Source organism: Stenotrophomonas sp. YJH_SMC_37, from assembly GCF_059370035.1.
Genome location: NZ_JCAFTG010000014.1, coordinates 32,870 through 55,410, shown reverse-complemented (window position 1 = coordinate 55,410; position 22,541 = coordinate 32,870). Strand labels below are relative to the sequence as shown.

Here is a 22,541-nt window from a genome sequence, read left to right as displayed (position 1 = left end):
CGCCTCGGATCAGAGCGTGTCGAGCATCGAATCGGCGTTGGACGGCACCTTCACCTTGCTCTTCCTGGCGAAGGTCACGGCCGACTTGGTCGAGCCGTACAGGCCCTGGATGAAGCCCGGCGATTCCTTGGCCACCCATGCACCGGCGGCCAGCTTGCGGCCGACGGTCGCCAGCTGGGTCGCGCCCAGGTTCTTCATGCCGGCGGTGAAGTTGCTGGCCTCGCCACCGAGCTTCTGTGCTTCGGCGGCCGACGCCAGCAGCGAGACCAGACCTTCGGCGTAGTGCTGCTTGGACTCAGCGTTCAGTTCCGGCTGCGCGGCCTGGCGCTCGTTGATCGCCGCCTGCGCCGCCTCGCTGACCGACACCGACTTCTTCATCGCATCGACGCTGACCGAACCCGACGAAAGCGCCTGGCGCTCGGCTTCCAGCAGCTGCACCTGCTCGGCCAGGCCGAAGGCACGGGCAAACGAGGTCTGGGCCTGCAGCGAGTGCGACTGCGAGCTGACGAAACGACGCACCAGCGCTTCCTGCGCGGCTTCGTCCGGGGCGGCGGCGCTGGAAGCGCTGCTGCTGGAGGTGCCGGTGGCGGCACCGGCCAGGTCCTTCAGCTTGCCCAGGCCAGCGTGGGCCGGCATCGACAGGGTGGCGGCAGCGATGGCCACGACAAGAGCAGTATTGCGGATCATATGAGTGTCCTTTGGGAGAGACGGCCGCCAAGCGGCACGTGGGAATCGGTAATCCCAGGCCGATGCCGAGCGGGCTCGGCACCCACCGGGGCGGCGGATCAGCGGACCGCCTTGACGTTCAGTTCGTTGATCATCTGCTGGGCGGCCTTTTCGGCAGCCAGCTGCAGCGCGTTGGTACGGGCCACGGTTTCATTCGGGCCGGTGCCGGAGAACTGCACCGGGCCCACCGACGACACGGTGCGCGGGAAACGACCGGTCACGTCCAGCACCTTGCCGGTGACCGTGACGAACACGCGGGTGTTGCCGCTGGCCGGATCGCGGTCGCGCATGCCGACGTCGAGGGTGCCGACGGCGATGTACGGAATGTTGGCCGCACGAATGCCGTTGGCGGTATCACGCAGGGTGGCCGGAGCCAGGTCGTTGCCGGTGCTGAAGTCCTTGCGGATGCGCTCGATGCTGAGCAGGCCGCGCGACTCGCCTTCCACGTATTCGGCTTCGACCACTTCGTAGCCGGCGGCGCTGAAGGCACCGGTCATCGCGGTGTTCACTTCGGCCGCGTTGGCCACCTTCCAGCTGATGTTGTCGCTGCGCTGGGTGGTGCTGCCACCGCTGGTGACCGACATCGAACCGTTCTGGTTGATGCTGCCGTTGGTGCTGACCGAGTTGCCACGGAAGCTGTCGCCTTCACGGGTGTTCTCGCTGTAGCTGCTGCTGGCGTCGACGCGGCGGTATTCCTTGTCCTGGAACGACTGCACGGTGTCCTGCGAGCGCGCCATGAACAGGAAGGTCAGCAGCGAGCGCTGGGCGGCGGTGGCGCCGGCCACGGCCGAACCTGCATCCAGCTTGGTCTGCAGCAGGGTGGTGTTGATCTCGGCGCGGACGGTGACGGTGTAGGTCTTGGCCTTCTTGTCTTCGGTGTCCGACAGCTGCACGGCACTGAGCACGTAGCGGTCGATCTCGCCGATGAACTCGGCGCGGCGCGCTTCGAACAGGCGCAGCTTGGCCGCACCGGTTTCGGCAATGTACGCCTCCAGTGCATTGACCTTGGCCTTGTTCAGGGCCTGGGCACGGGTGTCGGCACTCAGGCGCAGGCCGTAGCTGGCCGAACCAGTACCGCGCGAACTGGCGGTCTGCGCAGCGACCGGCGAGGCCACCACCAGGGCGATGAGGATGAGCAGGATGGTACGCATCAACGACATGACTTGATCAACTCCTGGAGGGCTTGGGTCTGCTGCTGCAACGGGCGGCCGCCCGGCTTCTGTTCGTCCAGCCAGCCGCGCGAATCGGCGCGCTTGGCGGCGGCGCCGGCGAAGGCATCGAGGCCCGCCAGCAGGGTTTCGTAGCTGGCCGACCACTGGTCGACCTGCCACTGCGTGACCGGCACCACCTTGGTGGCCCCCTTGCGCAGCGGCTGTTCGAAATAGACCTTGCCGGAGAACGGCTCGGTCACCTTGGCGGTGAAGAACGCGCCGAACAGCATCGTCTTCATCGCCGGGGTTTCTTCGATCACGCCGTTCTTCAACGCATCCACCTGCAGGTTGATGACGTAGTCCGGCTCGGGAATCTTCAGCTGGTAGACCTTGCCGTCGGCAAAGCGCGCCGCCATCGCACCACCGATCGCCTGGCCCGAGGCCGGCGGCAGCAGGCCGACGCCGGTATTGGACGACAGCGTCTTGGACAGTTCGTGGGCCAGCGTGGCGCGCAGCGGGGCGTCCCACTTCGGGTCGGGCAGCTTGGCGCGGACCGCGTCGGACAGGGTTACGCCACCGACCTGCAGGCGACGCACGGCGGCATCGGGCAGCTTGGCCTGGGCGAGGCTGGCGGCCAGCACCTGCGACAGGCTGGTATCGGCACTGCCGTACAGGAGATCGGCAACGATCGCGTCGATATCGTCGTTGTCCGGCCGGTAATCCTGCACGTCGATGCGCTGCAGGGTCAGCGGATAGGACGCGATCACCTGGCGCTCGCGGAAGTCGAAGAACAGCGCCTGCAGCGCCACTTCCACCAGCACCTTGTACTGGTCACCGATCGGCTCGACCGAGACCAGTTCGCGGTCCAGTGCCGCGGCCAGCACGGTCGCGCTGGTGGTGCCGTCGAGCATCGCCACCGGCTGGTCGATCAGTTCCAGGTGGGCCGGTGCGCGGCGCTTGAGCGACTGCGCCAGGGTCTGGTTGAGCGGGATCAAGCCACGCTTTTCCAGCACGGCATGCGCATGCGGGGTGGTCGCCTGCACGGCGGCGGCGTCAGCGGTGTAGGCAAAACCGGCCCAATAGGCCTGCTGTGATTTGTCTGCCGCCTGCACGGCCATCGGCCATACGGCCAGGCACAGGGCACAGGCAAGCAGGCGCGCAAAAGCGCGCGATGCGCTCTTCGTCCTTGAATACATCCAACCGCTCCTCGGTCAATACGCATGGAAAGTGGACGCTGACGCGTCCGCTGGGCGCGAAACATAACGGCTCACGGGGCTGCCGACAAGTGCTGCCTTCGTCGGGGTCACTCCGCGGGAGGCAGACCAGCCCGTTGCCGCAGCAGGCCGCGCTCTGCCTGGTTCTGGCTGAGTCTGGCGGCTTCCGCAAAAGCGTGACGTGCGTCCAAGTCGCGTCCCAACGCCTGTAGTAGTTCCCCGTGCACCACCTGCAGCGGCGCGTACTCGCGCAGTCGCGCGTCCACCAGCAACGGCTGCAGCTGCGCCCAGGCCGCGAAGGCACCGTCGCTGCGCAGTATCGCCACCACGCGGTTCAATGCGACAACTGGCGAGGGCTGCACCTGCAACAGCTGCGTATAGAGCGTTGCGATGCGCGGCCAGTCGGTATCTTCGGGACGCCGCGCCGCCGCATGGCACGCTGCGATGCGCGCCTGCAGCACATAGGGATCGTCGCCGCCACCGGCGGCCAGCGCGCGCGCCAGCACCTGCTGCCCGCGTTCAATCTGCAGCCAGTCCCAGCGCGCGCGGTTCTGTTGGTCCAGCAGCACCGGCACGCCCTGCGCATCGGTCCGTGCTGCGGCACGCGAGGCCTGCAGCTCCATCAGCGCCAGCAGGCCCAGCACCAGCGGCACCGGCAGCCGGTGCGCCAGAATGCGCGCGAGTCGCAGTGCCTCGTCGCACAGCGCCGGACGCATCCAGTCGTCACCGGCACTGGCCGCATAGCCTTCGTTGAAGACCAGGTAGATCGCCTCCAGCACTGAAGCCAGCCGCTCGGGCATCGCCTCCGCGCGCGGCACTTCATAGGGCACCTGCTTCTGCGCCAGGGTGCGTTTGGCGCGCACGATGCGTTGGGCGATGGTCGGCTCGGGCTGCAGGAAGGCGCGGGCGATCTCGGTCGTGGTCAGGCCACCGAGCAGGCGCAGGGTCAGTGCCACCCGCGCATCGGCCGGCAACACCGGGTGGCAGGCCACGAACATCAGGCGCAGCAGGTCGTCCCCCAGGTCATCTTCCAGCGCCTGGCTGTCATCCGGCGCTGGCAGGGGTGCCGGATGCAGTTCCTCACCCCATTGCGCATGCTGCTGCGCCACGCGCTGGTGCTGGCGCAGCACATCGATGGCACGGTTGCGCGCAGTGGTCATCAGCCAGGCTCCGGGATTGTCCGGGATGCCCTGCTCCGGCCAGCGCTCCAGCGCGGCCAGCCAGGTGTCCTGGGCCAGCTCCTCGGCGCGGCCGACATCGCCCCCGAGCAGCCGCGCCAGGCGCGCGATCAACACCGGCGACTCCATCCGCCAGAGGGTTTCCAGACGCTGCGTCAGTGCGGGATCGAGCATGCGCCGATCACAGCACGCACGCCCGGCCCGCACAAGCGCCATGGCTCACGCTTCGACGATGGGCTTGAAGCCGCCCCAGAACATGCGCTTGGTATCGAACGGCATGTCCTTCGGGCCCAGCGACGCCAGCCGCGGGTCAGCCATCACTCTGGCGTTGATGCGGTCGCGTGCCACACGCGAGCGGAACACCACGAAGGCGACGATCACCGTTTCACCGGGCCTGGCTTTCACCGCGCGCGGGAATGACGTGCTTTTGCCCGGTTCCACGTCGTCGGCCACGCACTCCATGTACTGCAGCGCGCCATGGTCCTTCCACACCGCGCCGGCCTTGCGGGCAAGGCGGCGGTAGGCCGCCACCTTGTCCTGCGGGCACGGCAGCACGTAAGCATCCACGTAAGCAATGAGGGTTCTCCCTTGCGGCGGCCGTCAGCCCGGCTCGCCGTCCATGTGTGCGATTTCCCAGAGATGGCCATCCAGGTCCTGGAAGCCACGCTGGTACATGAAGCCCAGGTCGCGCGCCGGCTGCGGCTCGCTGGCGCCGGCGGCCAGTGCCTTGTCCACCAGCACATCAACGGCCTCGCGACTGGGCGCCGAGAGCGCATTGATCACTTCCGTGTGGGTGCGCGCATCGGCAATCGGCTTGTTGGTGAACTGCTGGAAAAAAGGTTGGGTCAGCAGCATCACGTAGATGCTCTCGCTGATGACCATGCCAGCCGCATCGTCATTGGTATAGGTTGGATTGAAGCTGTAGCCCAGGGCGGTGAAGAACGCCTTGGACTTCTCCAGATCCTGCACGGGCAGGTTGACGAAGATCATCTGCGGTTGTGGTGCACTCATTGGTAACGCTCCTTGTGGATGAAGAGGAAAGAGGGAGGGATCAGGGCTGCTTCATGCAATTGACCATCCACGGCTTGCCGTAGCGATCAATCAGCATGCCCCAGCGGTGCGCCCAGAACGTTTCGGCGATCGGCATCTGCACCTGGCCACCTTCGGCCAGCGCAGCGAACACGCGTTCGGCTTCTTCGATGCTGTCGACGTCGACATTGATGGTGGTCGAGCCGCCCTCGCCACCGCCGGGGCCATCGGCCGCCATCATGATGGCGTTGCCGATCTCCAGCTGGCTGTGCGCAACGTGGTCGAGGGTTTCCGGCGGCATCTCGTTGCAGCCGGGCGACCCATCGGAGGGCGGCATGTCGCGGTACTTCATTTCCGAGGTGACCTGGGCACCGAGTGCCTTGGCGTAGAACGCCATCGCATCGTGGGCCTGGCCGCTGAAGCCGAGGAAGGGAATCAGTTTCATGGCAATACTCCGTTGTGCGGTTCAGGGCAGTAGTGCCGGGTCCTGCCCGGCAGGGAGAGGAATCGGGTCAACCTTCCAGCTGTGCACGCAGACGCTGTTCCTGCTGCTGTAATTCGGGGGTGAAGGCTTCACCGAAGTCTTCTGCGGAGATCAGGGGACGCAGTTCCAGCGTGCCTCCCTCGCCGAACGGCGCACGGCTGGCCCATTCAACGGCCTCGTCCAGCGACCGCACCTCCCACAACCAGAAGCCGGCGATCTGTTCGCTGGCAGGACCGAACGGACCGGCCTCGACCTTGGGTGCCCCGCCGCCGAAATGAATGCGACGGCCGCGCTGGGTGGCGTGCAGGCCTTCACCGGCCAGCATGATGCCGGCGGCCACGAGCTGTTCGTTGAAGGCGCCCATTTCGGACAGTTCCTGTTCGCTGGGCATGCGGCCGGCTTCGGAGTCGGCGTTGGCCTTCACGATCACCATCACTTTCATTGCAGTCTCCCGTGGGGACGCGTGATGCGTGCCCTTCACCGGGTACAACGAACCAGGGGGCTGGGAATCGACACGTCTGTTGGAAATTTTTTCTTCCGTGGAAGGCGCGCCTTCGGCGGGAGTCGGCGAACGGCGGAGCCCCTCCGTGGTGGGTTGGGTTGGTCGCTGAAAGCTGGGTTCATGGGCTTTGCCGGGTGGGTAGACGGGTCGGGGGACGCCGTAAACCCGTCCCTGGGGGCTTGACCGCGGCTTGCTCGTGTGCGCTGTCCTGCGCACACGGCAAGACCGGGGTTGGGCATCGTGCCCAACCCGCCCGAGGCTTGCCTCGGGCCCATGCCGCGGGCACCCCCGCCCCGCCTACCCACCCGGCCTTTGACAGTTTCCTGTCACCGTCGCACACCACGGGAAGATCAAGAGAAAAGGCAGAAGCAAAGGCAACAGCAACGGCGGTTGGCTGGCGGCCGCGGCTTTGCGAGCGAAGCGACCCGCTTTTGCTCTTGCTTGTGATTTCCCGTGGTGGATCGGCAACCGGAATCTGTCTGGGGCCGGGCGGGTGGGGTTGGCGGGGTATCCGCGCCATGGATGGCGCAACTAAGCCTCCAGGGATGGATTCACGGCGTCCCCGCCAATCCCACCCGCCCGGCCCACCCGCAGGAAGCCAGCTTTCAGCGACCAACCCAACCCACCACGGAGGGGCTCCGCCGTTCGCCGACCCTCGCCGAAGGCGCGCCTCCCGCGCTGCAACATGCCCACGCGCAGACCTGCGCCATCATGGGCACCCCGCCCCCGCCAGGACCGCGCCATGCAGCAGTACCTGCTCCTGATCTACATCGAGCCTGCCCTGCTGCAGGCCCTGCCCATCGAAGAATTCAACGCGCTGATGCGCGACTGCCTGGCCCATGCCGACAAGCTGCAGGCCGAAGGCACGCTGCTGGCCGCGCAGAAGCTGCAGCCGGTCGACACCGCGCAGACCCTGCGCGTGCGTGATGGCCACAGCCGCGTACTGGATGGCCCCTTCGCCGAAACCCGCGAACTGCTGGCCGGCTTCAACCTGATCGTCGCCCGCGACCGCGACGAAGCCATGCGCATCGCCCGCGACTTCCCTTGGGCACGCTTCGGCAGCATCGAAGTGCGGCCGCTGGAAGACATGGACGCCGAGCGCGAACGCTGCGGCGCGCCGGCTGCGGCTGCGGCTATGGCAGCAGCCGTACCCTGATCTCGCGCGGGCCGACGCCTTCGTTGCCGCTGTAGTCGCGCACGCTGGCACGCACGATGTACTCGCCCGGCGGCAACGCCGCCGGCTGCCAGCGCCCGGTTTCCATCAGGCCATCACGCACGGTGTTGGTGGCCAGGTAGCGGAACCGGGTTACCGCGCTGCCATGCACGGTGATGCCGCTGTCCGGTGCGTAGGCCACGCGCACCGCTTCCCGCTGCGGCGGCATGCGGTTGAACACGATGTTCCAGCGTGGCTGCTCGTAGCCCTGCAGCGGCTGGCCGCCCGCATCGAGAATCTGGTAACCCACCTGGTACATGCCCAGGCGCCGCCGCGGCAGGTTGTTGTCGACCTGGTCCCAGGCTTCGACCACGATCTGCACACCGCGTCCCTGGCGCGCCACCATCACCACGCCATCGCTGCCTGCCGCCATCGGCTGGTCGTTGTCGTCCAGCAACGCCACATCGGTGATGCGCGGTGCGAAGTGGTCGGCGTAGTTCTGGAAGCCCAGTGCCACGGCGTTGGTCTCGAAACCACCGGTGCCGACGGCCAGGTGCACATGCGCCTGGTTGTTGATGCTACCCAGGCGATCGCCGACGTGAATGCGCATGCCGCGCCGCACGCGCATCCGCTCCAGCTTGCCCTGCTCGTCGTACAGCGCCTGCCAGCGCGCATCGAACGGTTCATTGCGTGGGGTGCGGCCCACCCGCATGTGGATGTACTTGAGGCGATCCACGGCCAGGCCCTCGGCCTGCTCGCCCAGGCTCCAGGCCGCCATCGGGCTGCTGATCTTGCCATCGGCAATCGCCAGCACGGTCTGGCCCACATCACCGCGCACGTCGAAGCCCCCATGCAGGTGATGGCGGCTCTCGCCGCTGAAGTTGCCGCGCACCTCTCCCAGCGTGCCGACCACTTCGTGCCAGCCATCCTGCGGCGCCAGCGGCCAACGGCCGCCCGTCTTCGGCAACGCGGCATCGGCTGCCGGGCCGACCAGTGCCGGCGCAGGCAGTTCGCCCACCGGCAGCGGCCGCAGGCGATGCAGACGGTAGCCTGCGGCGTCGGCCACCAGCACGCTGCCATCGGCATCCAAAGCCAGTCCGCTGGGACGGGCCAGGCGCGGCAGTCGACCGTTGCCGACCAGCGCGATCTGGTGGCCCTGCGGCGTCACCTGCACGATGCGGCCATCCATGTCGCCCACGTACAGCACGCCATCGTGGGTGGTGGCCAGCGACAGCGGGCCATTGATCACGCCCCCACCACCCACCACGGTGCTGACCGTGCCATCCATGCCGACGCGGCGCACCGCGTTGTTGAACAGGTCGGCCACCAGCAACACGCCCTGCGCATCGAAGGCCAGTGCCACCGGCGTATCGAAGCGCGCAGCGGCGCCCGTGCCATCGGCCAGGCCCGGCCGATCGCCACCGGCCAGGGTGCGCACGTTGCCATCGGTACCGATCACCCGGATGCGGTCATTGAAGGTATCGGCCACGTAGACCTGGCCCTGCGCATCCACTGCGATGCCCATCGGCGCATCGAAGCGCGCCTGCGCGGCAGGTCCATCAACGTGGCCCTGTTCGCCACCGGCCAGCGTGGTCACCTGGCCATCGGTGCCGATACGGCGGATCGCATGGTTGCCGGTGTCGGCCACATACAGGTTGCCCTGCGCGTCGGCGGCAATGCCCGAAGGCGTATTGAAACTGGCCTGCAGTGCCGGGCCATCAACGCGCCCCTCGCCCTGCCCGGCCACCGTTTCGACGCGGCCATCGGGCAGGCGGCGACGGATCCGGTTGTTATCACCGGCATCAGTGAAATAGACACTGCCATCGGCACTGCGCAGCAACGCATAGGGATCGGCGAAGCGTGCCTGCCCGGACGCGCCGTCGCGGTCACCGGGGTGGCCATCGCCGGCCAGCGGCTCGATCTGTGCGGTCCACGCCAGTGGCGTTGGAGCCGGGCCCGCCGGTTCAGCCAACGTGTGCAGCGGTGTCTCCCACCAGGTCGCAGCCAATGCCACTACCGTCGCCAACGCTACGCCTGCCGCCATCCATTGCCACCGTGCCATCGCGCTGCGCTGCCTGCCTGCTGCCTGAAGAGGCACCGACAATAGACGCTGGGCACCGCATGCGCCAAGGCCAATCGTACTGCCGGATACCAGAGTTCCATGCGCCACGCTTGTTCTCACCAGCCCCAGCAGGTTCAATGCGGTTCCCACGGATGGAGATCCTCCATGCCCCGCATCCTCCCCCTTGCTGCCCTGCTGGCCGCCGCATTGGCCAGCACATACGCCACCGCTTCGATCACGGTGGCGCCGCAGAAGCCGTCAATCACCGCCGATGTGATGCACATGGCCTATGCCACGCGCTGGGATGAGGCCATCCAGCAGTCACGCAGTGGCAACACGCTGGGCGCGCTGATCGCGATGGAACGGCTGATGGAAGATCCGATGCTGGATGACTTCGATGCCGAACATCGCGGCCGCGCCGCGCAGGTGGCCGGCTGGACCGCGATGGTGCAGAAGAAGCCGGACCAGGCCCGCCGCTACCTGCAGCGCGCACAGGAAGCACTGCCGGACGACGCGCAGATCCTGCTGACCCTGGTCTCGGTGGAACTGTCCGAGAACCAACCGGCACCTGCCACGAAGCACCTGGTGCAGGCGCTGAAGCATGCCGAGGCGCCGTTGCCGGTGGACCACCACGCGATCAACTACCTGCAGTTCCGCCTGCGGGACCAGCCCCAGCAGCGCATGGAACTGCTGCAGGCGCTGTTCGACAACGGCTGGAAGAGCGGCGGCCTGGAACCCACCGGACTGTGGCTGGCACTGGCAACACTGCAGGCCGACAATGGCCGGGGCGACGACATCCCGGCCACGTTGGCGCGCATCACCGGCCCCGCCGAGATCATCCGCCTGCGCAGTGACAAGCGGTTTGATCGCTATGTCGACCGCGACGATGCCCGCTTCGACCCAGTGCAGGCTGCACAGAAGCACCTCGACGAACTGCGGGTTTCCGGCCTGCTCGACCGGGCGCTGGACGCACGCATGGCCGAGTTCAGCAGCACGCTGCTGATGCTGGACCGCAACGAGGAGGTGCTTGCGCTGACCGATGGCATGGCCGGTGCGGCGGCCGAAGGTGAGTCGCCCTCGGCGACGGAAGCCGAATGGGTGGCGTGGCTGCTCAACAGCCGGCTTATGGCGCTGCGCCGGTTGGGCCGTAACGATGATGCGCTGTCCACAGCCAGGCTGGCCGCACGCATCGGTGCGCTGGGCCCGGATGGTGCCGAGCACCAGTTCAACGTCGGGTTCTTGCTCAGTTCGCTGGGCCGCATTCAGGACGCTGCTGTCGCGGTGAATGACATGCCGGGCCTGGCCGGTTACGGCAAGGCGGCCCAGGCACTGCTGCAGTTCGTTGCCGCCCGTGAACGTGGCGATGCCAAGACCGAACAGGCCGCGCGCGCAGCCATCCTGGCCCAGGGCGATGACGCGCGCCTGTTCCAGCGCGAGATGCTGCTGGAGGAAGGCAATCTGGACGCGGCCGCTGCGGTGCTGATCGAACAGCTGCGCTCACCGGTTGAGCGCGGCGAGGCACTGGCCTCCCTGCAGGACATGCGCACCTATCCGTCGCTGCCCGGCGACGTGAAGATCGATGCCGCCTGGCGTGTGCTGAAGCAGCGTGCCGACGTGCAGGCCGAGGTGGCACGCGTCGGCCGCATCGAGCGCTACAACCTGGTCAGCACGTCCACCTCGCGCTGAGCCGATTTCCTGTGGAGCCGAGCGTGGGCTCGGCACTACACCTCCCGCCTAGCGGGCTGGCACTTCGGTGCGGATGCCCATCGCTTCGCGGTAGCGCGCGTACAGCGCCATCACCTTGTCCACATAGGCCAGGGTTTCGGCGTAGGGCGGCACGCCCTTGTAGCGGGTGACTGCACCGATGCCCGCGTTGTAGGCAGCCGCCGCCAACGGGCGATCGCCGTTGTAACGGCGCAGCAGCGCGCGCATGTACCGCGCGCCGCCCTCGATCGACTGCTGCGGCGAAAACGGATCGCGCACGCCATATTCCTGTGCGGTCTCCGGCATCAACTGCATCACGCCCTGTGCGCCCTTGCTGGACACCGCCAGCGGATCGAAATTGCTTTCGGCATGGGCGATTGCGCGCAGCCAGGCATCGTCGACGCCCGTGGCCTTGGCCGCGGCCTTGAACTGCCTGGCGTGCTGCGCCAGCTGCGGCTTGCCCACCTTGCCCAGGCCTTCGTGGGCAGGCTCGCCCGGCGGCGTGGCCACGGTGAACTTCAGGAATACCCGCGAGCCGGGCAGGTTGCGGGTGGAGTAGACCAGCACGCCATCCTGCTCGCGCTCGTACAGTACGCCGCTGAACACGCCCATGTTGCCCCACAGGTTCGGGGCCTGGATGGCGTTGTCGTCGATTTCCTTCGGGCTACAGCGCGAACCCGGTTCCGGCGCGGTGGCCAGGCTGACGGTGTTGCCCTGCACACAGCGGTAGACGGTGCGTGCGGCGGCCAGCCCGGGCCACAGGCTGGGCAGCAGCAACAGCACAAGCAGGAGAGGGCGACGGGACATGGCGGCCGGATCATCCGGCCGCGCCCGCGAATGTTGGGTGAATGGGGGTCGGCAGGGCTGCACCCTGCACTTGCGCCGGCGCCCGCAGCGGTAGAGTCGACTGTCAGTCGACTATCGCGCGCAGCGCGGGGTTTTCCGAAAGCCCATGGAAGAGCAGTCGACTAACAGTCGACTCTACCGATTTCCGACGTTCTCGATTTCCGGCGTTGCCGAAACCCCGCATTCCCGGTCATTTCACCGTTCTGAGACGCACCCGGTACCCCACGCCCAGCAGCACGAACCACACCGGGCTGGCGATCAGCGCCTGGCGGGTGTCAGCCTGCAGGCTCAGCAGCACCAGCACCGCGGCGAAGAACACCAGGCAGGCCCAGCACATGGCGACGCCGCCGGGCATCTTGAAGATCGACGCAGCGTGGCGTTCCGGGTAGCGGCGGCGATAGGCCATGTAGGCCACCAGGATCAGCGACCACACGAAGATGAACAGCACCGTCGCCAGCGTCGTCACCAGGGTGAAAGCAGTCACCAGGTTCGGAATCAGGTAGATCAGCAGCGTGCCACCCAGCAGGCACAGGCACGAGAACAGCAGGCCACGGGCAGGCACGGCAGCGCGCGACAACTTCGACAGCCCCCGCGGTGCGTGGCCTTCCTCGGCAAGGCCGTACAGCATGCGACTGGTGGAGAAGATGCCGCTGTTGGCCGAGGACGTGGCCGAAGTCAGCACCACGAAGTTGATCAGGCTGGCGGCGGCAGGAATGCCGGCCAGCACGAACAGCTGCACGAACGGGCTCTTGTCCGGCACCACCTGGCGCCACGGGGTGACGGCCATGATCGCAATCAGCGCCAGCACGTAGAAGATGATGATGCGTACCGGAATCGAGTTGATCGCCTTGGGCAGGTTGCGCTCGGGGTCGGCGGTCTCGGCGGCGGTGGTGCCGACCAGCTCGATGCCGACGAAGGCGAACACCGCAATCTGGAAACCGGCGAAGAAGCCGACCAGGCCCATCGGGAACAGGCCGCCGTCATTCCACAGGTTCGACAGCGACGCGGTGTGGCCACTGGGCGAGGTGAAGCCCCAGGCCACCAGCCCGGCGCCGGTGATGATCAGCGCACAGATCGCCACGATCTTGATCAGCGCAAACCAGAACTCCATCTCGCCGAACAGCTTCACGGTCACCAGGTTCAGTGCCAGCAACAGCAGCACGCAGGCCAGCGCCGGTATCCACGCATCCAGCCCGGGGAACCAGAACTGCGCATAGGCGGCAATGGCGATCACATCGGCGATGGCGGTCACGATCCAGCAGAACCAGTATGTCCATCCACAGAAGAACCCGGCCCATGGGCCGAGCAGATCCGTGGAGAAATCGATGAAGGACTTGTACTGCAGATTCGACAGCAGCAGCTCGCCCATCGCGCGCATCACGAAGAACAGCATCGCGCCGATGATCAGGTAGACGAAGACGATGGAGGGTCCGGCCAGGCTGATGGTCTTGCCCGAGCCCATGAACAGGCCGGTGCCGATGGCACCGCCGATGGCGATCAGTTGCAGGTGGCGGTTGGAAAGGCTGCGGCGCAGGTGCTCGGGGGGCGTTGCGGGCTCGGTCATGGGCGCGGGCAAGAGGGCGGCGAAGCGTTCGACGGTAGTCCTCCAGCGCCCGGAGCGCCAGCATCGGACGGATCAATCACGTCAAACTTGGCCGCTTTCATCACAATGTGACCGAATACCGGATTGATCCCATTCCGCCCGGCCCTGCGCCATGCTCAGATAGCCGTTCCTGCCCAAGGATCGGCCCGCCCATGTGCCCTGCCCTGCCCACCCCGCTGGAGCCCCGGCCATGAGCCGGCTGCGCGTGATCATCGGTGGCACGGCGCTGGCGATTCTGGCCGCAGCCGTGCCGATCGCGGTGATGGCCTATGCCACCTGGGACCGGGCCGTCAATGTCGAGCAGCAGCGCCTGCGCGATATCGCCGGTCGTACCCTGCGCCGCGCCGACCAGTCCTACCGGGAAGCACTGGCGGCGCTGCAGTCGGCCGAGGCCGGCGCCCAGGACGCCTGCGGGCCGGACCATATCCGGCGCATGCAGACGCTGGTGATGACCTCGCCGTCGGTTGACCAGATGGGCTACTTCGAGGGTGGCAAGCTGCGCTGCACGTCGTGGGGGCCGTTTCTGTCCGACGTGAACCAGCCCAGGGCCGACCACGTCACCAGTGATGGCGCCGGCATTGCCGTGGATGTGCGCCCCGAGGCAAGCGGACGGCGCCAGGTGCTGTCGATCCTGTATGGCAACTACGACGTCCTGGTCGATCCGCGCCGGTTTGTCGATGTCATCGCCGACCCGAACGTGCGCCTTGCCCTGGCCAGCCCGGATGGCCGCCTCCTGGCCAGGCAGAGCGGCATGGATCCCGCGTTGCTGGAGACCCTGCTGCGTGCGCCCGAGGAAGGCCTGGACCACAACACCCTGTACGCCACCGCCCGCAATGAAGAGTGGCTGGCGATCGCAACCACGCCGCGTACCGCGCTGGCTGCAACCTTCCGCCAGCAGGCGTGGCTGTTCGTGCCGATCGGCGTTCTGCTGGCCGCTGCCGGTGCCGGCCTGGTGGTGTGGCTGTCGCGTCGCCGCCTGTCCCTGCGCGGCGAACTGGCCACGGCGATCCGCCGCCGCGAGCTGTACCTGCACTACCAGCCGATCATCGAGCTGGATACCGGCATCTGCGTCGGCGCCGAGGCCCTGGTGCGCTGGCAGCGCCCGGATGGCACGCAGGTACGGCCGGACCTGTTCATTCCGCTGGCCGAAGAGGCCGGCATGATCGGCGCGATCACCGATCTGGTGATTGAGAACGTCGTGCGCGACATGCGCGATCTGTTGGTCGCCGACCGCAGCGCACACATCGCGATCAACCTGGCCGCCGAAGACATCAGCAGCGGCCGTGCGCTGAAGATGATCTCCAAGCACATGACCGGCAGCGGCATCCTGCCGCAGCAGATCTGGATGGAAGCCACCGAGCGCGGCTTCCTCGATCTGGACCGCGCCCGCACGATGCTGGCGCAGGCACGTCGCGCCGGCCACAGCGTGGCCATCGATGATTTCGGAGTCGGCTTCTCCAGCCTGCAGTACCTGGAGCAGCTGCCGCTGGACGCGCTGAAGATCGACAAGTCGTTCATCGATGCGATCGACACCGAGAGCGCGACGAGCCCGGTGACGCCGCACATCATCGACATGGCCAAGGAGCTGGGCCTGTGGGTGGTGGCCGAGGGCGTGGAGACCGAGGCGCAGTTGGCATATCTGCATGCGCGCAAGGTCGAGTTCGCGCAGGGCTGGCTGTTCTCGCGGCCGCTGCCACGGGACGAGTTCGTGGTGTTCCACCACAAGCGGCAGCAGCGCTATGGCGCGGCGCGGGAGCACATGCAGAATCCGCGCAGTGTGCCGATCGAGCGTGAGGGCGTGGAGTAAGGCGGCGAACGGCGGAGCCCCTCGTGGTCGCGCCCGGTGAATCCATCAGTTGGGGCCGGGTGGATGGGTCGCGCAGGAGGCGCTGCGCTCGGTAGATCCACGCCATGCGTGGATGGCGGGGACCACGGTAGTGCGGGCCGCTGGCCGGCACCGCGCCATCACTGACTCGCCGCCTACGCCCAGGCCTTCGGCCGTGCCAGCAACCACGCCACGCTCACCGCCAGCAGCAGCAACGGCAGCCATCCCAACTGGTTCGGGCCGCCCGCCTGCAGCAGCACACCCCCTGCAACGCCACCGGCAGCAATGGCCAGGTTCCAGCCGGTCACCAGCATCGACTGCGCCAGATCTGCGGCGGCACCGGCACGCCGTGCCAATGCGGTCTGGAACAACGTAGGCACCGCGCCGAAGGCCACGCCCCACAGCATGGTCGCCAGCAGCAGCGCGGTCGCTTCGCCCGGCCACAGCAGCAGCGCGAGCACCGGCACGATGAAGCCGATCACGGCCGCCCACACCAGCGTGCGCAGGTGGCGATCCACACCCCAGCCAGCGATACCGATACCGGCAATGGCCGCCAGCCCGAAGGCCAGCAGCAGGCGGTCCAGCCACGGGCCGGCCCCCGCCTCCACCGCCAGCGGTTCGATGTAGGTGTAGAGCACGTTGTGCGCCAGCACGTACAGCACCATTACCGCCAGCGCGCTGCGCACGCCGGGCATGCGCCACACCGTCGCCAGCGAGGTGCGCCGGCCGGCTGCCGCCGCCGGCAGCGCGGGCAGAGCCCAGCGTGCGTAGGCAAGCAGCACCACGGCCAGCACGCTCATCAGGGCGAATGCCCAGCGCCAGCCGAGCTGCTGCCCCAGCAACGTGCCCGCCGGTACGCCCAGCGACAGCGCCAACGGCGATCCGACCATCGCCACCGCAATTGCCCGGCCCTGCAGCGAGGGCACCACCATGCGCGCCGCATAGCCGGCCACCAGCGACCACAACAGGCCACCACTCACCCCGGCCAGGAAACGTGCGGCCAGGATCAGTGGATAGCTGCTGCTCACTGCGGTCAGCGTATTGACCACCACGAAGCCGGCAATGGCGGCCAGCAACAAGGCGCGTCGCGGCAGGCGCTGGGTCAACGCAGTCATCGGCAATGCGGCCATCACCGAGCCCAGTGCGTACACGCTGACGAGCTGGCCCACCGCCGCATCGCTCACGCCCAGGCCTTCGCCCATCGGCCGCAGGACGCCCGCCGGCAGGGTCTCGGTCAGCAGGGTGATGAAACCGCCGCCGGCCAGCGCCAGCAGCCCCGTCCACGGCAGGCGCGTGGCTTCACCGGCCGGGCCAGCCGCATCGATGGCATGGCCGCTCATCGGGCGGCCTCCAGATCGGCGTAGACCGCATCACGCAGCTCATCGACGAAGGCGCCATCCATGCCTTCGTACAGGGTGTTGGTCAGCGCCACCACGCTGAGCCCACGCGCAGGATCGACAAACCAGCTGTGCCCGTAGGCGCCGCCCCAACGCCATGTGCCTGCGCTCTGCGGCGTACCGCTGGCGGCCGCATCGCGCAGCACCGCAAAGCCAAGGCCGAAGCCCCAGCCGGCCGGTTCCGGCGGCCCCTGTTCGCCCACCTGCGGGCTGGCCATCTCCGCTGCCAGTGCCGGCGGCAACAGGCCTGAACGCTGCACATCACGCAAGGCCTCCAGCACCGCCATCACTTCATCGGCGCTGCCGACCAGGCCTGCCCCGGCCGAAGGGAAACGGCTGGCATCGGTGGCGCGCGCGAGGCTGTACTCGATACCGACAGTACCCTCGAACGGAGCGACCACCTCGCCTTCGCGCAGGCGGTGCGGCTGCGGTGTGTCGCTCACATAGGGCGTGGCCAGCCGTGCCGCGTTGCGCGCAGCGAAGGCGGTGTCACGCAGGCCCAGGGGTGCGGCCAGCAAGCGCTCGAACAGTGCCTGCAGGCATTCACCGGTCGCTGCTTCAGCCACGGCACCGGCAACGTCCACGCCCAGCGAGTACAGCCAGTGGCTGCCCGGCGCGAACAGCAGCGGTGCCTGCGCGATGCGGCGCACGTTCTCGGCCAGCGAGAGCGGGTTCGCGTCCAGGCCATCGCTGACCCCGGCGCGCGCATAGGGGCCGTCCACATCGGCTTCGAGGAAGCGGTAGCCCAGCCCGCTGCTGTGGCTGAGCAGCTGGCGCAGGCTGATCGGCGGCGCAGTGCCATCGGCCAACGCCGGGCGGAAATCCGGCAGCCAGCGCTGTACCGATGTGTCCAGGTCGAGCACACCCTCGGCCACCAGGCGCAGGATCACCGTGCTCAGCAGCGGCTTGCTCACCGACGCCAGCCGGAACAGCTGGTCGCGCTGCATCGGCGTGACCGATTCACGATCGGCCAGCCCGGTCGCGCTGGCATGGCGCAGTACGCCGTGCTCGCGCACCAGCACCACCGCGCCGACCAGGCGCTGCGGGTGGACCTGCTTCAGCAGCCGCTCCACTGAAGGCAGCGTCGGCGCAGGGGCAAGGGAAGGAACAGCATTCATCGCGATGGTCCGTGGGGAGAGGCCCGCCACGTTAGGCAGCGGGTGGCCGCGCAAAAAGCCGGTTGCCGCTCCGGGCATCATGGACCGTCCAGTCCGCAATCGGCATGATTGCCGGAGCTGCATGGCCGCAACCGTCCCCACGCCACCGCGCATCACAGTGTTGCGATGGCGGTGCCGCCCGCTACGTTCACGCAACCTACCCTGCCGCTTTCATTGCCCGCACGCCCATGTCAGTCCTGGACAACCTCGCCAACCTGCAGACCTTCGTGCACGCGGCCGACACCCGCAGCTTCGTCGAGACCGGACGCCTGCAGGGTATTTCCGCCTCGGCAGCGGGCAAGTGCGTGGCACGGCTGGAGCACGCGCTGGGCGTACGGCTGTTCCATCGCAGCACGCGCAGCATCACCCTCACCGCCGAGGGCCAGCTGTTCCTGGCGCGCTGCCGGCGCATCCTGGACGAGCGCGATGCCGCGCGCACCGAGCTGGCACAACCGCACGCCTCGCCCCGTGGCACCCTGCGCATCAGCCTGCCCCTGGTTGGCGACCTCACCCTGCCGTTGATGGCCGAATTCATGGCGGCGTACCCGGATATCCGCCTGGACCTGGACTTCAGTGACCGCCTGGTTGATGTCATCGAGGAGGGCTTCGATGCGGTGCTGCGCGTCGGCGAACCCAGCGACTCACGCATGAACGCACGGCGCCTGGGTGTGTTCCCGCGCCGCGTCGTTGCCTCGTCGGGCTACCTGCAGCGCTGCGGCGTTCCGCGCACGCCGGCAGGCTTGATGCAGCACACGCTGCTGCACTATCGCTTCCCCACCACCGGCAAGCTGGAACCGTGGCCGATCCACTGGCCCGACGATGAAACGCCGCAGGAGCTTCCGGTGCACATGGTGGCCAACACCATCGAAGCGCGGGTGGCGCTCGCACTGCGCGATATCGGCCTGGCCTTCGTGCCGGTGCACTCGGTGCGCGATGCCCTGGCCGACGGCCGCCTGGTCACGGTGCTGGACGAACACGTGCATTCCTGCGGCACCTTCCATCTGCTGTGGCCGTCGGGCCGACACGTACTGCCGAAGCTGCGGGTGTTCATCGACTTCGTCAACGACCGCCTGGGTACCGTGCCGTAGATCCACGCCATGCGTGGATGCGTCTCGCGGCGAAAGGAAGCCGAGCATCGGCTCGGCTCTACAGAACCGCCCGACCATCGGTAGCGCCGGGCCATGCCCGGCGGCCGCACACCTGACCATTCAGCCACTGCCGCTATACTGACCGCTCATTCCTCCCAGAGGCTCGCGACCAATGCGCCATTGATGCCGCCGTCTTCCCACCAGACGGCCTGACTCTTCCCGCCCCCTGCGCGCAGGGGAGAACCCGGCATCCATGGAGGTCGCATGACCCCGCATTCCCTCACGCTCGATCGCGTGTCGTATCGATTGGCCGACGGCCGCCTGCTGTTTTCCGATCTGACGTTTTCCTTCGAACCGGTTGCTACCGGCCTGGTCGGTGCCAATGGCGCCGGCAAGAGTGTGCTGGCACGCCTGCTGGCTGGCCGGCTGCTGCCCGACAGCGGCCAGGTACGCGGCAGTGGCCGGGTGTTCCTGTTGCCGACGCCCGGTTATCCACCCGTCGGCACGGTTGGTGAACTGGCCGGCGTCGGCGCGGAACTGGCCGCGTTGCAACGCATCGAGGCCGGCAGCGTGGATGAGGCCGACTTCGCCTGCATCGGCGACCGCTGGGATCTGCGCGAATGCCTGCAGCAGCAATGGCAGATGCTCGGGCTGCCCGATGACCTCGACCCCGCCCAGCCTGCCGCGCGTCTCAGCGGTGGCCAGGCGATGCAGGTGGCGCTGTCCGGTGCCTGGGCCAGCGGTGCCGATTGGCTGATCCTGGACGAACCCAGCAACCACCTGGATGCACGCCATCGCCAACAGCTGTACGAGCAGTTGCAGCAGTGGCGCGGTGGCCTGCTGGCGGTCAGTCATGATCGCGAGCTGCTTGGGCACATGCAGCAGATCGTCGAGGTCGATGGGCGCGGGCTGCATCGTTACGGCGGACCGTGGCAGCACTACGCCGATGCGCGCGCCGCCGAGCGCGAAGCTGCCGTCGCCCAGCTCGACCATGCGCGCGCCCAGCACCGGCAGCAGCAACGCAGCGCGCGCGAACAGCACGAACGGCAACAACAACGCCAGGCGCGTGGCAATCGCGATGCGAAGCAGGCCAACCAGGCCCCCATCCTTCTCGGCCGGCAGAAGCAGCGCGCCGAGGCCAGCCACGGCCGCGCGCAGCTGGTACAGGCCGAACGCCTGCAGGCCAGCGCAGAGCAGCTGCGCGCAGCGGCATCGGCGGTGCATGTGGCGCCAGAGCTGGCGCTGTTTGCCGTCGCAGGCGAACGTGGCAGCACGCGTCTGCTGCAGGCCGAATCCCTGGTGCTGCCGCATGGCTGCAGTGCGCCGTTGCAGCTGGAGATCCGCCGCGGGCAACGCATCGCCGTGATCGGCGACAACGGTGCTGGAAAATCCACTCTGCTGCGCGTGCTGGCCGGCCAGTTGCCTGCGCGCAGCGGCATCGTGCAACGGCATGCGCCCCTGGCCCTGCTCGACCAGCAGCTGCTGGGGCTGTCCGGCGAGCGCAGCATCCTCGACACCGTGCAGGCCGCCAACCCGCGCGCGGCCCCCGGCGAACTGCGCACGCGGCTGGCCCTGCTCGGGCTGGATGCACAGCGCATCCAGCGGGCGGCCCACAGCCTCAGCGATGGCGAACGGGTGAAAGGCGCGCTGGCCAGCGTGCTGTATGCCGATCCCGCACCGCAGCTGTTGCTGCTGGACGAGCCGGGCAATGCGCTGGATCTGAGCGCATTGCAGGCGTTGGAAGAATTGCTTGCGGCGTGGCCGGGCGCACTGGTGATGGTCAGCCACGACCGGTACCTGCTGCAGGCATTGCGACCGACGCGGGTACTGCGAGTCACCTCCGACGCCTGGCAATGGCGCGATGCGTTGTAGATCCACGCCATGCGTGGGTTCGATTCTGTAGAGCCGAGCCCACGCTCGGCTGACGCATCACGCATGGCGTGGAACCACTGCAATTGCAGCCGAGCGTGGGCTCGGCTCTACAAGGCGGGCAAAGACCGGTTGAACCACCATCCACGCATGGCGTGAATCTACTGGAGCCGTTCGCTCACCGCTTCCACACCGGGAACGCCTGCGGCAACTGCTGCCACAGCAACGGCCCCGCACGCAGTTCCTGATCGTTGAGCAGGCACGCGTCCAGCTCCGCTCGCACCGCGCGCTCATCCATGTGCACGCCGATCACCACCAGCTCCTGGCGGCGATCCCCCCACAACGGATGCCACAGGCGCTGCATCGCCGAATGCGCGGCCGCATCCGGGAAGTCCTCCGGCCCCGGCAACGGTGCGCTCCAGCAATCGGCCTGCTGCCGCGCCCAGCCGAGGTCGCTGTACGGCAGCGGCGTGGGCGGCAGCAATGGCGCGGTGTCCTCCAGCCCAGCGCGCACGCGATCACGCGCGGCGTACCAGAACCCCGCCGCCTGCGTGCGCGTCGCTGCGCCCACGGTGTTCAGTTCGCCCACCCAGTCCATGCGGTTGGCCAGCCAGAACCAGCCCTTGCTGCGGATCACGCCAGGCATGCCCGACTGCAGCGCGCGGGCGAAGCGGGCGGGATGGAACGGTCGCCGCGAGCGGTAGACGAAGCTGCCGATGCCGTACTCTTCGGTCTCCGGCGTATGCTCGCCACGCAGTTCCTTCACCCAGCCCGGCGCACGTTGCGCACGCTCGTAGTCGAAGCAGCCGGTGTCCAGCAGCTCGGCCAGTGGCACGTCACCGAAGCGGGACAGCAGCAGCTTCGCGTCGCGGTTCAGGCCGCGCAGCACGGCCAGCGTGTCCTGCAGCAAGTCATCTTCCGTCTGATCGACCTTGCTGACCACGATCACATCGGCGAACTCGACCTGCTCACACAGCAGGTCGACCACGCCGCGATCATCATCCGGCCCGGCCTGCTGGCCACGCTCGGCCAGGCGCAACGTCGAGCCGAAGTCGGCGAGGAACGCGCTGCCATCCACCACCGTCACCATCGTGTCCAGGCGCGCGATGTCGCTCAGGCTGAAGCCATGCTCGTCGCGTACGGCGAAGGTGGCTGCCACCGGCATCGGCTCGCCGATGCCGGTCGACTCGATCAGCAGGTAGTCGTAGCGGCCGGCGTCGGCCAGGCGCCGGCATTCCTGCAGCAGGTCATCGCGCAGCGTGCAGCAGATGCAGCCATTGCTGAATTCCACCAGCGTCTCCTCGGTGCGGCGCAGTTCGGCGCCGCCCTCGCGTACCAGCTGCGCATCGATGTTGACCTCGCTCATGTCGTTGACGATGACCGCCACACGCAGGCCCGCGCGGTTGCGCAGGATCTGGTTGAGCAGGGTGGTCTTGCCGGCCCCGAGGAAGCCGGACAGCACGGTGACCGGAAGGCGACGGTCGGCGCGGGAAACAGTGTTCATGTCGGAGCGGGGTTGGCTGCGGAACGGAAATGTTACTGTATAACATCTG

General features: G+C 67.8%; 19 protein-coding genes. 5 read left to right on the top strand and 14 right to left on the bottom strand.

The window, feature by feature from the left end; translation table 11 throughout:
- Window positions 1-9: 9 nt before the first annotated feature.
- From AC5P8J_RS17355 to AC5P8J_RS17320, 8 genes are all read right to left on the bottom strand, one after another.
- A complete protein-coding gene (locus AC5P8J_RS17355; RefSeq protein ID WP_021202156.1) occupies window positions 10-687 on the bottom strand; it encodes a hypothetical protein in 678 nt (225 codons plus the stop codon).
- A 98-nt stretch (window positions 688-785) separates the two neighbouring features.
- Entirely contained in the window at window positions 786-1,886 is a 1,101-nt protein-coding gene (locus AC5P8J_RS17350; RefSeq protein ID WP_019337987.1) for a hypothetical protein, read from the bottom strand.
- Window positions 1,877-3,073 carry a hypothetical protein gene (locus AC5P8J_RS17345; RefSeq protein ID WP_043403343.1) on the bottom strand — a complete coding sequence of 399 codons (1,197 nt, stop codon included), beginning with the start codon at window positions 3,071-3,073 and terminating at the stop codon, window positions 1,877-1,879. Before AC5P8J_RS17345 ends, AC5P8J_RS17350 begins: the two co-directional genes overlap by 10 nt.
- Window positions 3,074-3,180: 107 nt before the next feature.
- Window positions 3,181-4,443, bottom strand: a complete 1,263-nt coding sequence (locus AC5P8J_RS17340; RefSeq protein WP_494540092.1) for an RNA polymerase sigma factor — start codon at window positions 4,441-4,443, stop codon at window positions 3,181-3,183.
- Window positions 4,444-4,488: 45 nt separating this feature from the next.
- Window positions 4,489-4,845 (bottom strand): DUF1428 domain-containing protein, encoded by a 357-nt coding sequence (locus AC5P8J_RS17335; RefSeq protein WP_057502328.1) that lies wholly within the window; start codon window positions 4,843-4,845, stop codon window positions 4,489-4,491.
- A 24-nt stretch (window positions 4,846-4,869) separates the two neighbouring features.
- Window positions 4,870-5,280 carry a VOC family protein gene (locus AC5P8J_RS17330; RefSeq protein WP_010484146.1) on the bottom strand — a complete coding sequence of 137 codons (411 nt, stop codon included), beginning with the start codon at window positions 5,278-5,280 and terminating at the stop codon, window positions 4,870-4,872.
- Between the two features lie 40 nt (window positions 5,281-5,320).
- On the bottom strand, window positions 5,321-5,743 hold the full coding sequence (locus AC5P8J_RS17325) for a VOC family protein (RefSeq protein WP_494540093.1): 423 nt from the start codon (window positions 5,741-5,743) through the stop codon (window positions 5,321-5,323).
- A gap of 67 nt (window positions 5,744-5,810) precedes the next feature.
- The gene (locus AC5P8J_RS17320) at window positions 5,811-6,224 is read right to left on the bottom strand and encodes a YciI family protein (RefSeq protein ID WP_053500761.1); all 414 of its coding nucleotides are present in this window, start codon (window positions 6,222-6,224) and stop codon (window positions 5,811-5,813) included.
- Between the two features lie 802 nt (window positions 6,225-7,026).
- Here AC5P8J_RS17320 and AC5P8J_RS17315 point away from each other — a divergent pair.
- Window positions 7,027-7,440, top strand: a complete 414-nt coding sequence (locus AC5P8J_RS17315) for a YciI family protein (RefSeq protein ID WP_180832584.1) — start codon at window positions 7,027-7,029, stop codon at window positions 7,438-7,440.
- Here AC5P8J_RS17315 and AC5P8J_RS17310 read toward each other — a convergent pair.
- Entirely contained in the window at window positions 7,418-9,499 is a 2,082-nt protein-coding gene (locus AC5P8J_RS17310) for an NHL repeat-containing protein (RefSeq protein ID WP_188250009.1), read from the bottom strand. The two genes, AC5P8J_RS17315 and AC5P8J_RS17310, sit on opposite strands and share 23 nt — an antisense overlap.
- A gap of 165 nt (window positions 9,500-9,664) precedes the next feature.
- On the opposite strand from AC5P8J_RS17310, the gene AC5P8J_RS17305 reads away from it, so the two are divergent.
- Window positions 9,665-11,185, top strand: coding sequence for a tetratricopeptide repeat protein (locus AC5P8J_RS17305; RefSeq protein WP_495214075.1), 1,521 nt, complete (start codon window positions 9,665-9,667; stop codon window positions 11,183-11,185).
- Between the two features lie 48 nt (window positions 11,186-11,233).
- On the opposite strand, the gene AC5P8J_RS17300 is transcribed toward AC5P8J_RS17305, so the two are convergent.
- Together AC5P8J_RS17300 and cycA are read right to left on the bottom strand one after the other, a co-directional pair.
- Complete coding sequence (locus tag AC5P8J_RS17300; RefSeq protein WP_227853685.1) at window positions 11,234-12,010, bottom strand: lytic transglycosylase domain-containing protein; 777 nt, start codon at window positions 12,008-12,010, stop codon at window positions 11,234-11,236.
- Window positions 12,011-12,239: 229 nt separating this feature from the next.
- Window positions 12,240-13,613, bottom strand: a complete 1,374-nt coding sequence (gene cycA / locus AC5P8J_RS17295) for a D-serine/D-alanine/glycine transporter (RefSeq protein ID WP_021204435.1) — start codon at window positions 13,611-13,613, stop codon at window positions 12,240-12,242.
- Window positions 13,614-13,842: 229 nt separating this feature from the next.
- Between cycA and AC5P8J_RS17290 the strand changes: the two genes are divergently transcribed.
- The gene (locus tag AC5P8J_RS17290) at window positions 13,843-15,459 is read left to right on the top strand and encodes an EAL domain-containing protein (protein WP_227853686.1); all 1,617 of its coding nucleotides are present in this window, start codon (window positions 13,843-13,845) and stop codon (window positions 15,457-15,459) included.
- Window positions 15,460-15,632: 173 nt separating this feature from the next.
- Here AC5P8J_RS17290 and AC5P8J_RS17285 read toward each other — a convergent pair whose 3' ends face one another.
- Window positions 15,633-16,817 (bottom strand): MFS transporter, encoded by a 1,185-nt coding sequence (locus AC5P8J_RS17285; RefSeq protein WP_227853687.1) that lies wholly within the window; start codon window positions 16,815-16,817, stop codon window positions 15,633-15,635.
- The gene (locus AC5P8J_RS17280; protein ID WP_227853688.1) at window positions 16,814-17,992 is read right to left on the bottom strand and encodes a serine hydrolase domain-containing protein; all 1,179 of its coding nucleotides are present in this window, start codon (window positions 17,990-17,992) and stop codon (window positions 16,814-16,816) included. The genes AC5P8J_RS17285 and AC5P8J_RS17280 overlap by 4 nt, the downstream gene beginning before the upstream one ends.
- Window positions 17,993-18,219: 227 nt before the next feature.
- Here AC5P8J_RS17280 and AC5P8J_RS17275 point away from each other — a divergent pair, with 227 nt between their 5' ends.
- Window positions 18,220-19,119, top strand: coding sequence for a LysR family transcriptional regulator (locus AC5P8J_RS17275; protein ID WP_111102282.1), 900 nt, complete (start codon window positions 18,220-18,222; stop codon window positions 19,117-19,119).
- 264 nt (window positions 19,120-19,383) lie between these two features.
- Window positions 19,384-20,991, top strand: coding sequence for an ATP-binding cassette domain-containing protein (locus AC5P8J_RS17270; protein WP_495216998.1), 1,608 nt, complete (start codon window positions 19,384-19,386; stop codon window positions 20,989-20,991).
- 175 nt (window positions 20,992-21,166) lie between these two features.
- Here the strand turns inward: AC5P8J_RS17270 and AC5P8J_RS17265 are convergent, their stop codons facing one another.
- Window positions 21,167-22,492, bottom strand: coding sequence for a GTP-binding protein (locus AC5P8J_RS17265; protein WP_495216997.1), 1,326 nt, complete (start codon window positions 22,490-22,492; stop codon window positions 21,167-21,169).
- Window positions 22,493-22,541: the final 49 nt, after the last annotated feature.

What these genes read in the sequence shown, in the direction of transcription:
- AC5P8J_RS17355 (WP_021202156.1), bottom strand. Translation starts at nt 687, where the DNA reads ATGATCCGCAATACTGCTCTTGTCGTGGCCATCGCTGCCGCCACCCTG.
- AC5P8J_RS17350 (WP_019337987.1), bottom strand. Translation starts at nt 1,886, where the DNA reads ATGTCGTTGATGCGTACCATCCTGCTCATCCTCATCGCCCTGGTGGTG.
- AC5P8J_RS17345 (WP_043403343.1), bottom strand. Translation starts at nt 3,073, where the DNA reads ATGTATTCAAGGACGAAGAGCGCATCGCGCGCTTTTGCGCGCCTGCTT.
- AC5P8J_RS17340 (WP_494540092.1), bottom strand. Translation starts at nt 4,443, where the DNA reads ATGCTCGATCCCGCACTGACGCAGCGTCTGGAAACCCTCTGGCGGATG.
- AC5P8J_RS17330 (WP_010484146.1), bottom strand. Translation starts at nt 5,280, where the DNA reads ATGAGTGCACCACAACCGCAGATGATCTTCGTCAACCTGCCCGTGCAG.
- AC5P8J_RS17325 (WP_494540093.1), bottom strand. Translation starts at nt 5,743, where the DNA reads ATGAAACTGATTCCCTTCCTCGGCTTCAGCGGCCAGGCCCACGATGCG.
- AC5P8J_RS17320 (WP_053500761.1), bottom strand. Translation starts at nt 6,224, where the DNA reads ATGAAAGTGATGGTGATCGTGAAGGCCAACGCCGACTCCGAAGCCGGC.
- AC5P8J_RS17315 (WP_180832584.1), top strand. Translation starts at nt 7,027, where the DNA reads ATGCAGCAGTACCTGCTCCTGATCTACATCGAGCCTGCCCTGCTGCAG.
- AC5P8J_RS17310 (WP_188250009.1), bottom strand. Translation starts at nt 9,499, where the DNA reads ATGGCACGGTGGCAATGGATGGCGGCAGGCGTAGCGTTGGCGACGGTA.
- AC5P8J_RS17305 (WP_495214075.1), top strand. Translation starts at nt 9,665, where the DNA reads ATGCCCCGCATCCTCCCCCTTGCTGCCCTGCTGGCCGCCGCATTGGCC.
- AC5P8J_RS17300 (WP_227853685.1), bottom strand. Translation starts at nt 12,010, where the DNA reads ATGTCCCGTCGCCCTCTCCTGCTTGTGCTGTTGCTGCTGCCCAGCCTG.
- cycA (WP_021204435.1), bottom strand. Translation starts at nt 13,613, where the DNA reads ATGACCGAGCCCGCAACGCCCCCCGAGCACCTGCGCCGCAGCCTTTCC.
- AC5P8J_RS17290 (WP_227853686.1), top strand. Translation starts at nt 13,843, where the DNA reads ATGAGCCGGCTGCGCGTGATCATCGGTGGCACGGCGCTGGCGATTCTG.
- AC5P8J_RS17285 (WP_227853687.1), bottom strand. Translation starts at nt 16,817, where the DNA reads ATGAGCGGCCATGCCATCGATGCGGCTGGCCCGGCCGGTGAAGCCACG.
- AC5P8J_RS17280 (WP_227853688.1), bottom strand. Translation starts at nt 17,992, where the DNA reads ATGAATGCTGTTCCTTCCCTTGCCCCTGCGCCGACGCTGCCTTCAGTG.
- AC5P8J_RS17275 (WP_111102282.1), top strand. Translation starts at nt 18,220, where the DNA reads ATGTCAGTCCTGGACAACCTCGCCAACCTGCAGACCTTCGTGCACGCG.
- AC5P8J_RS17270 (WP_495216998.1), top strand. Translation starts at nt 19,384, where the DNA reads ATGACCCCGCATTCCCTCACGCTCGATCGCGTGTCGTATCGATTGGCC.
- AC5P8J_RS17265 (WP_495216997.1), bottom strand. Translation starts at nt 22,492, where the DNA reads ATGAACACTGTTTCCCGCGCCGACCGTCGCCTTCCGGTCACCGTGCTG.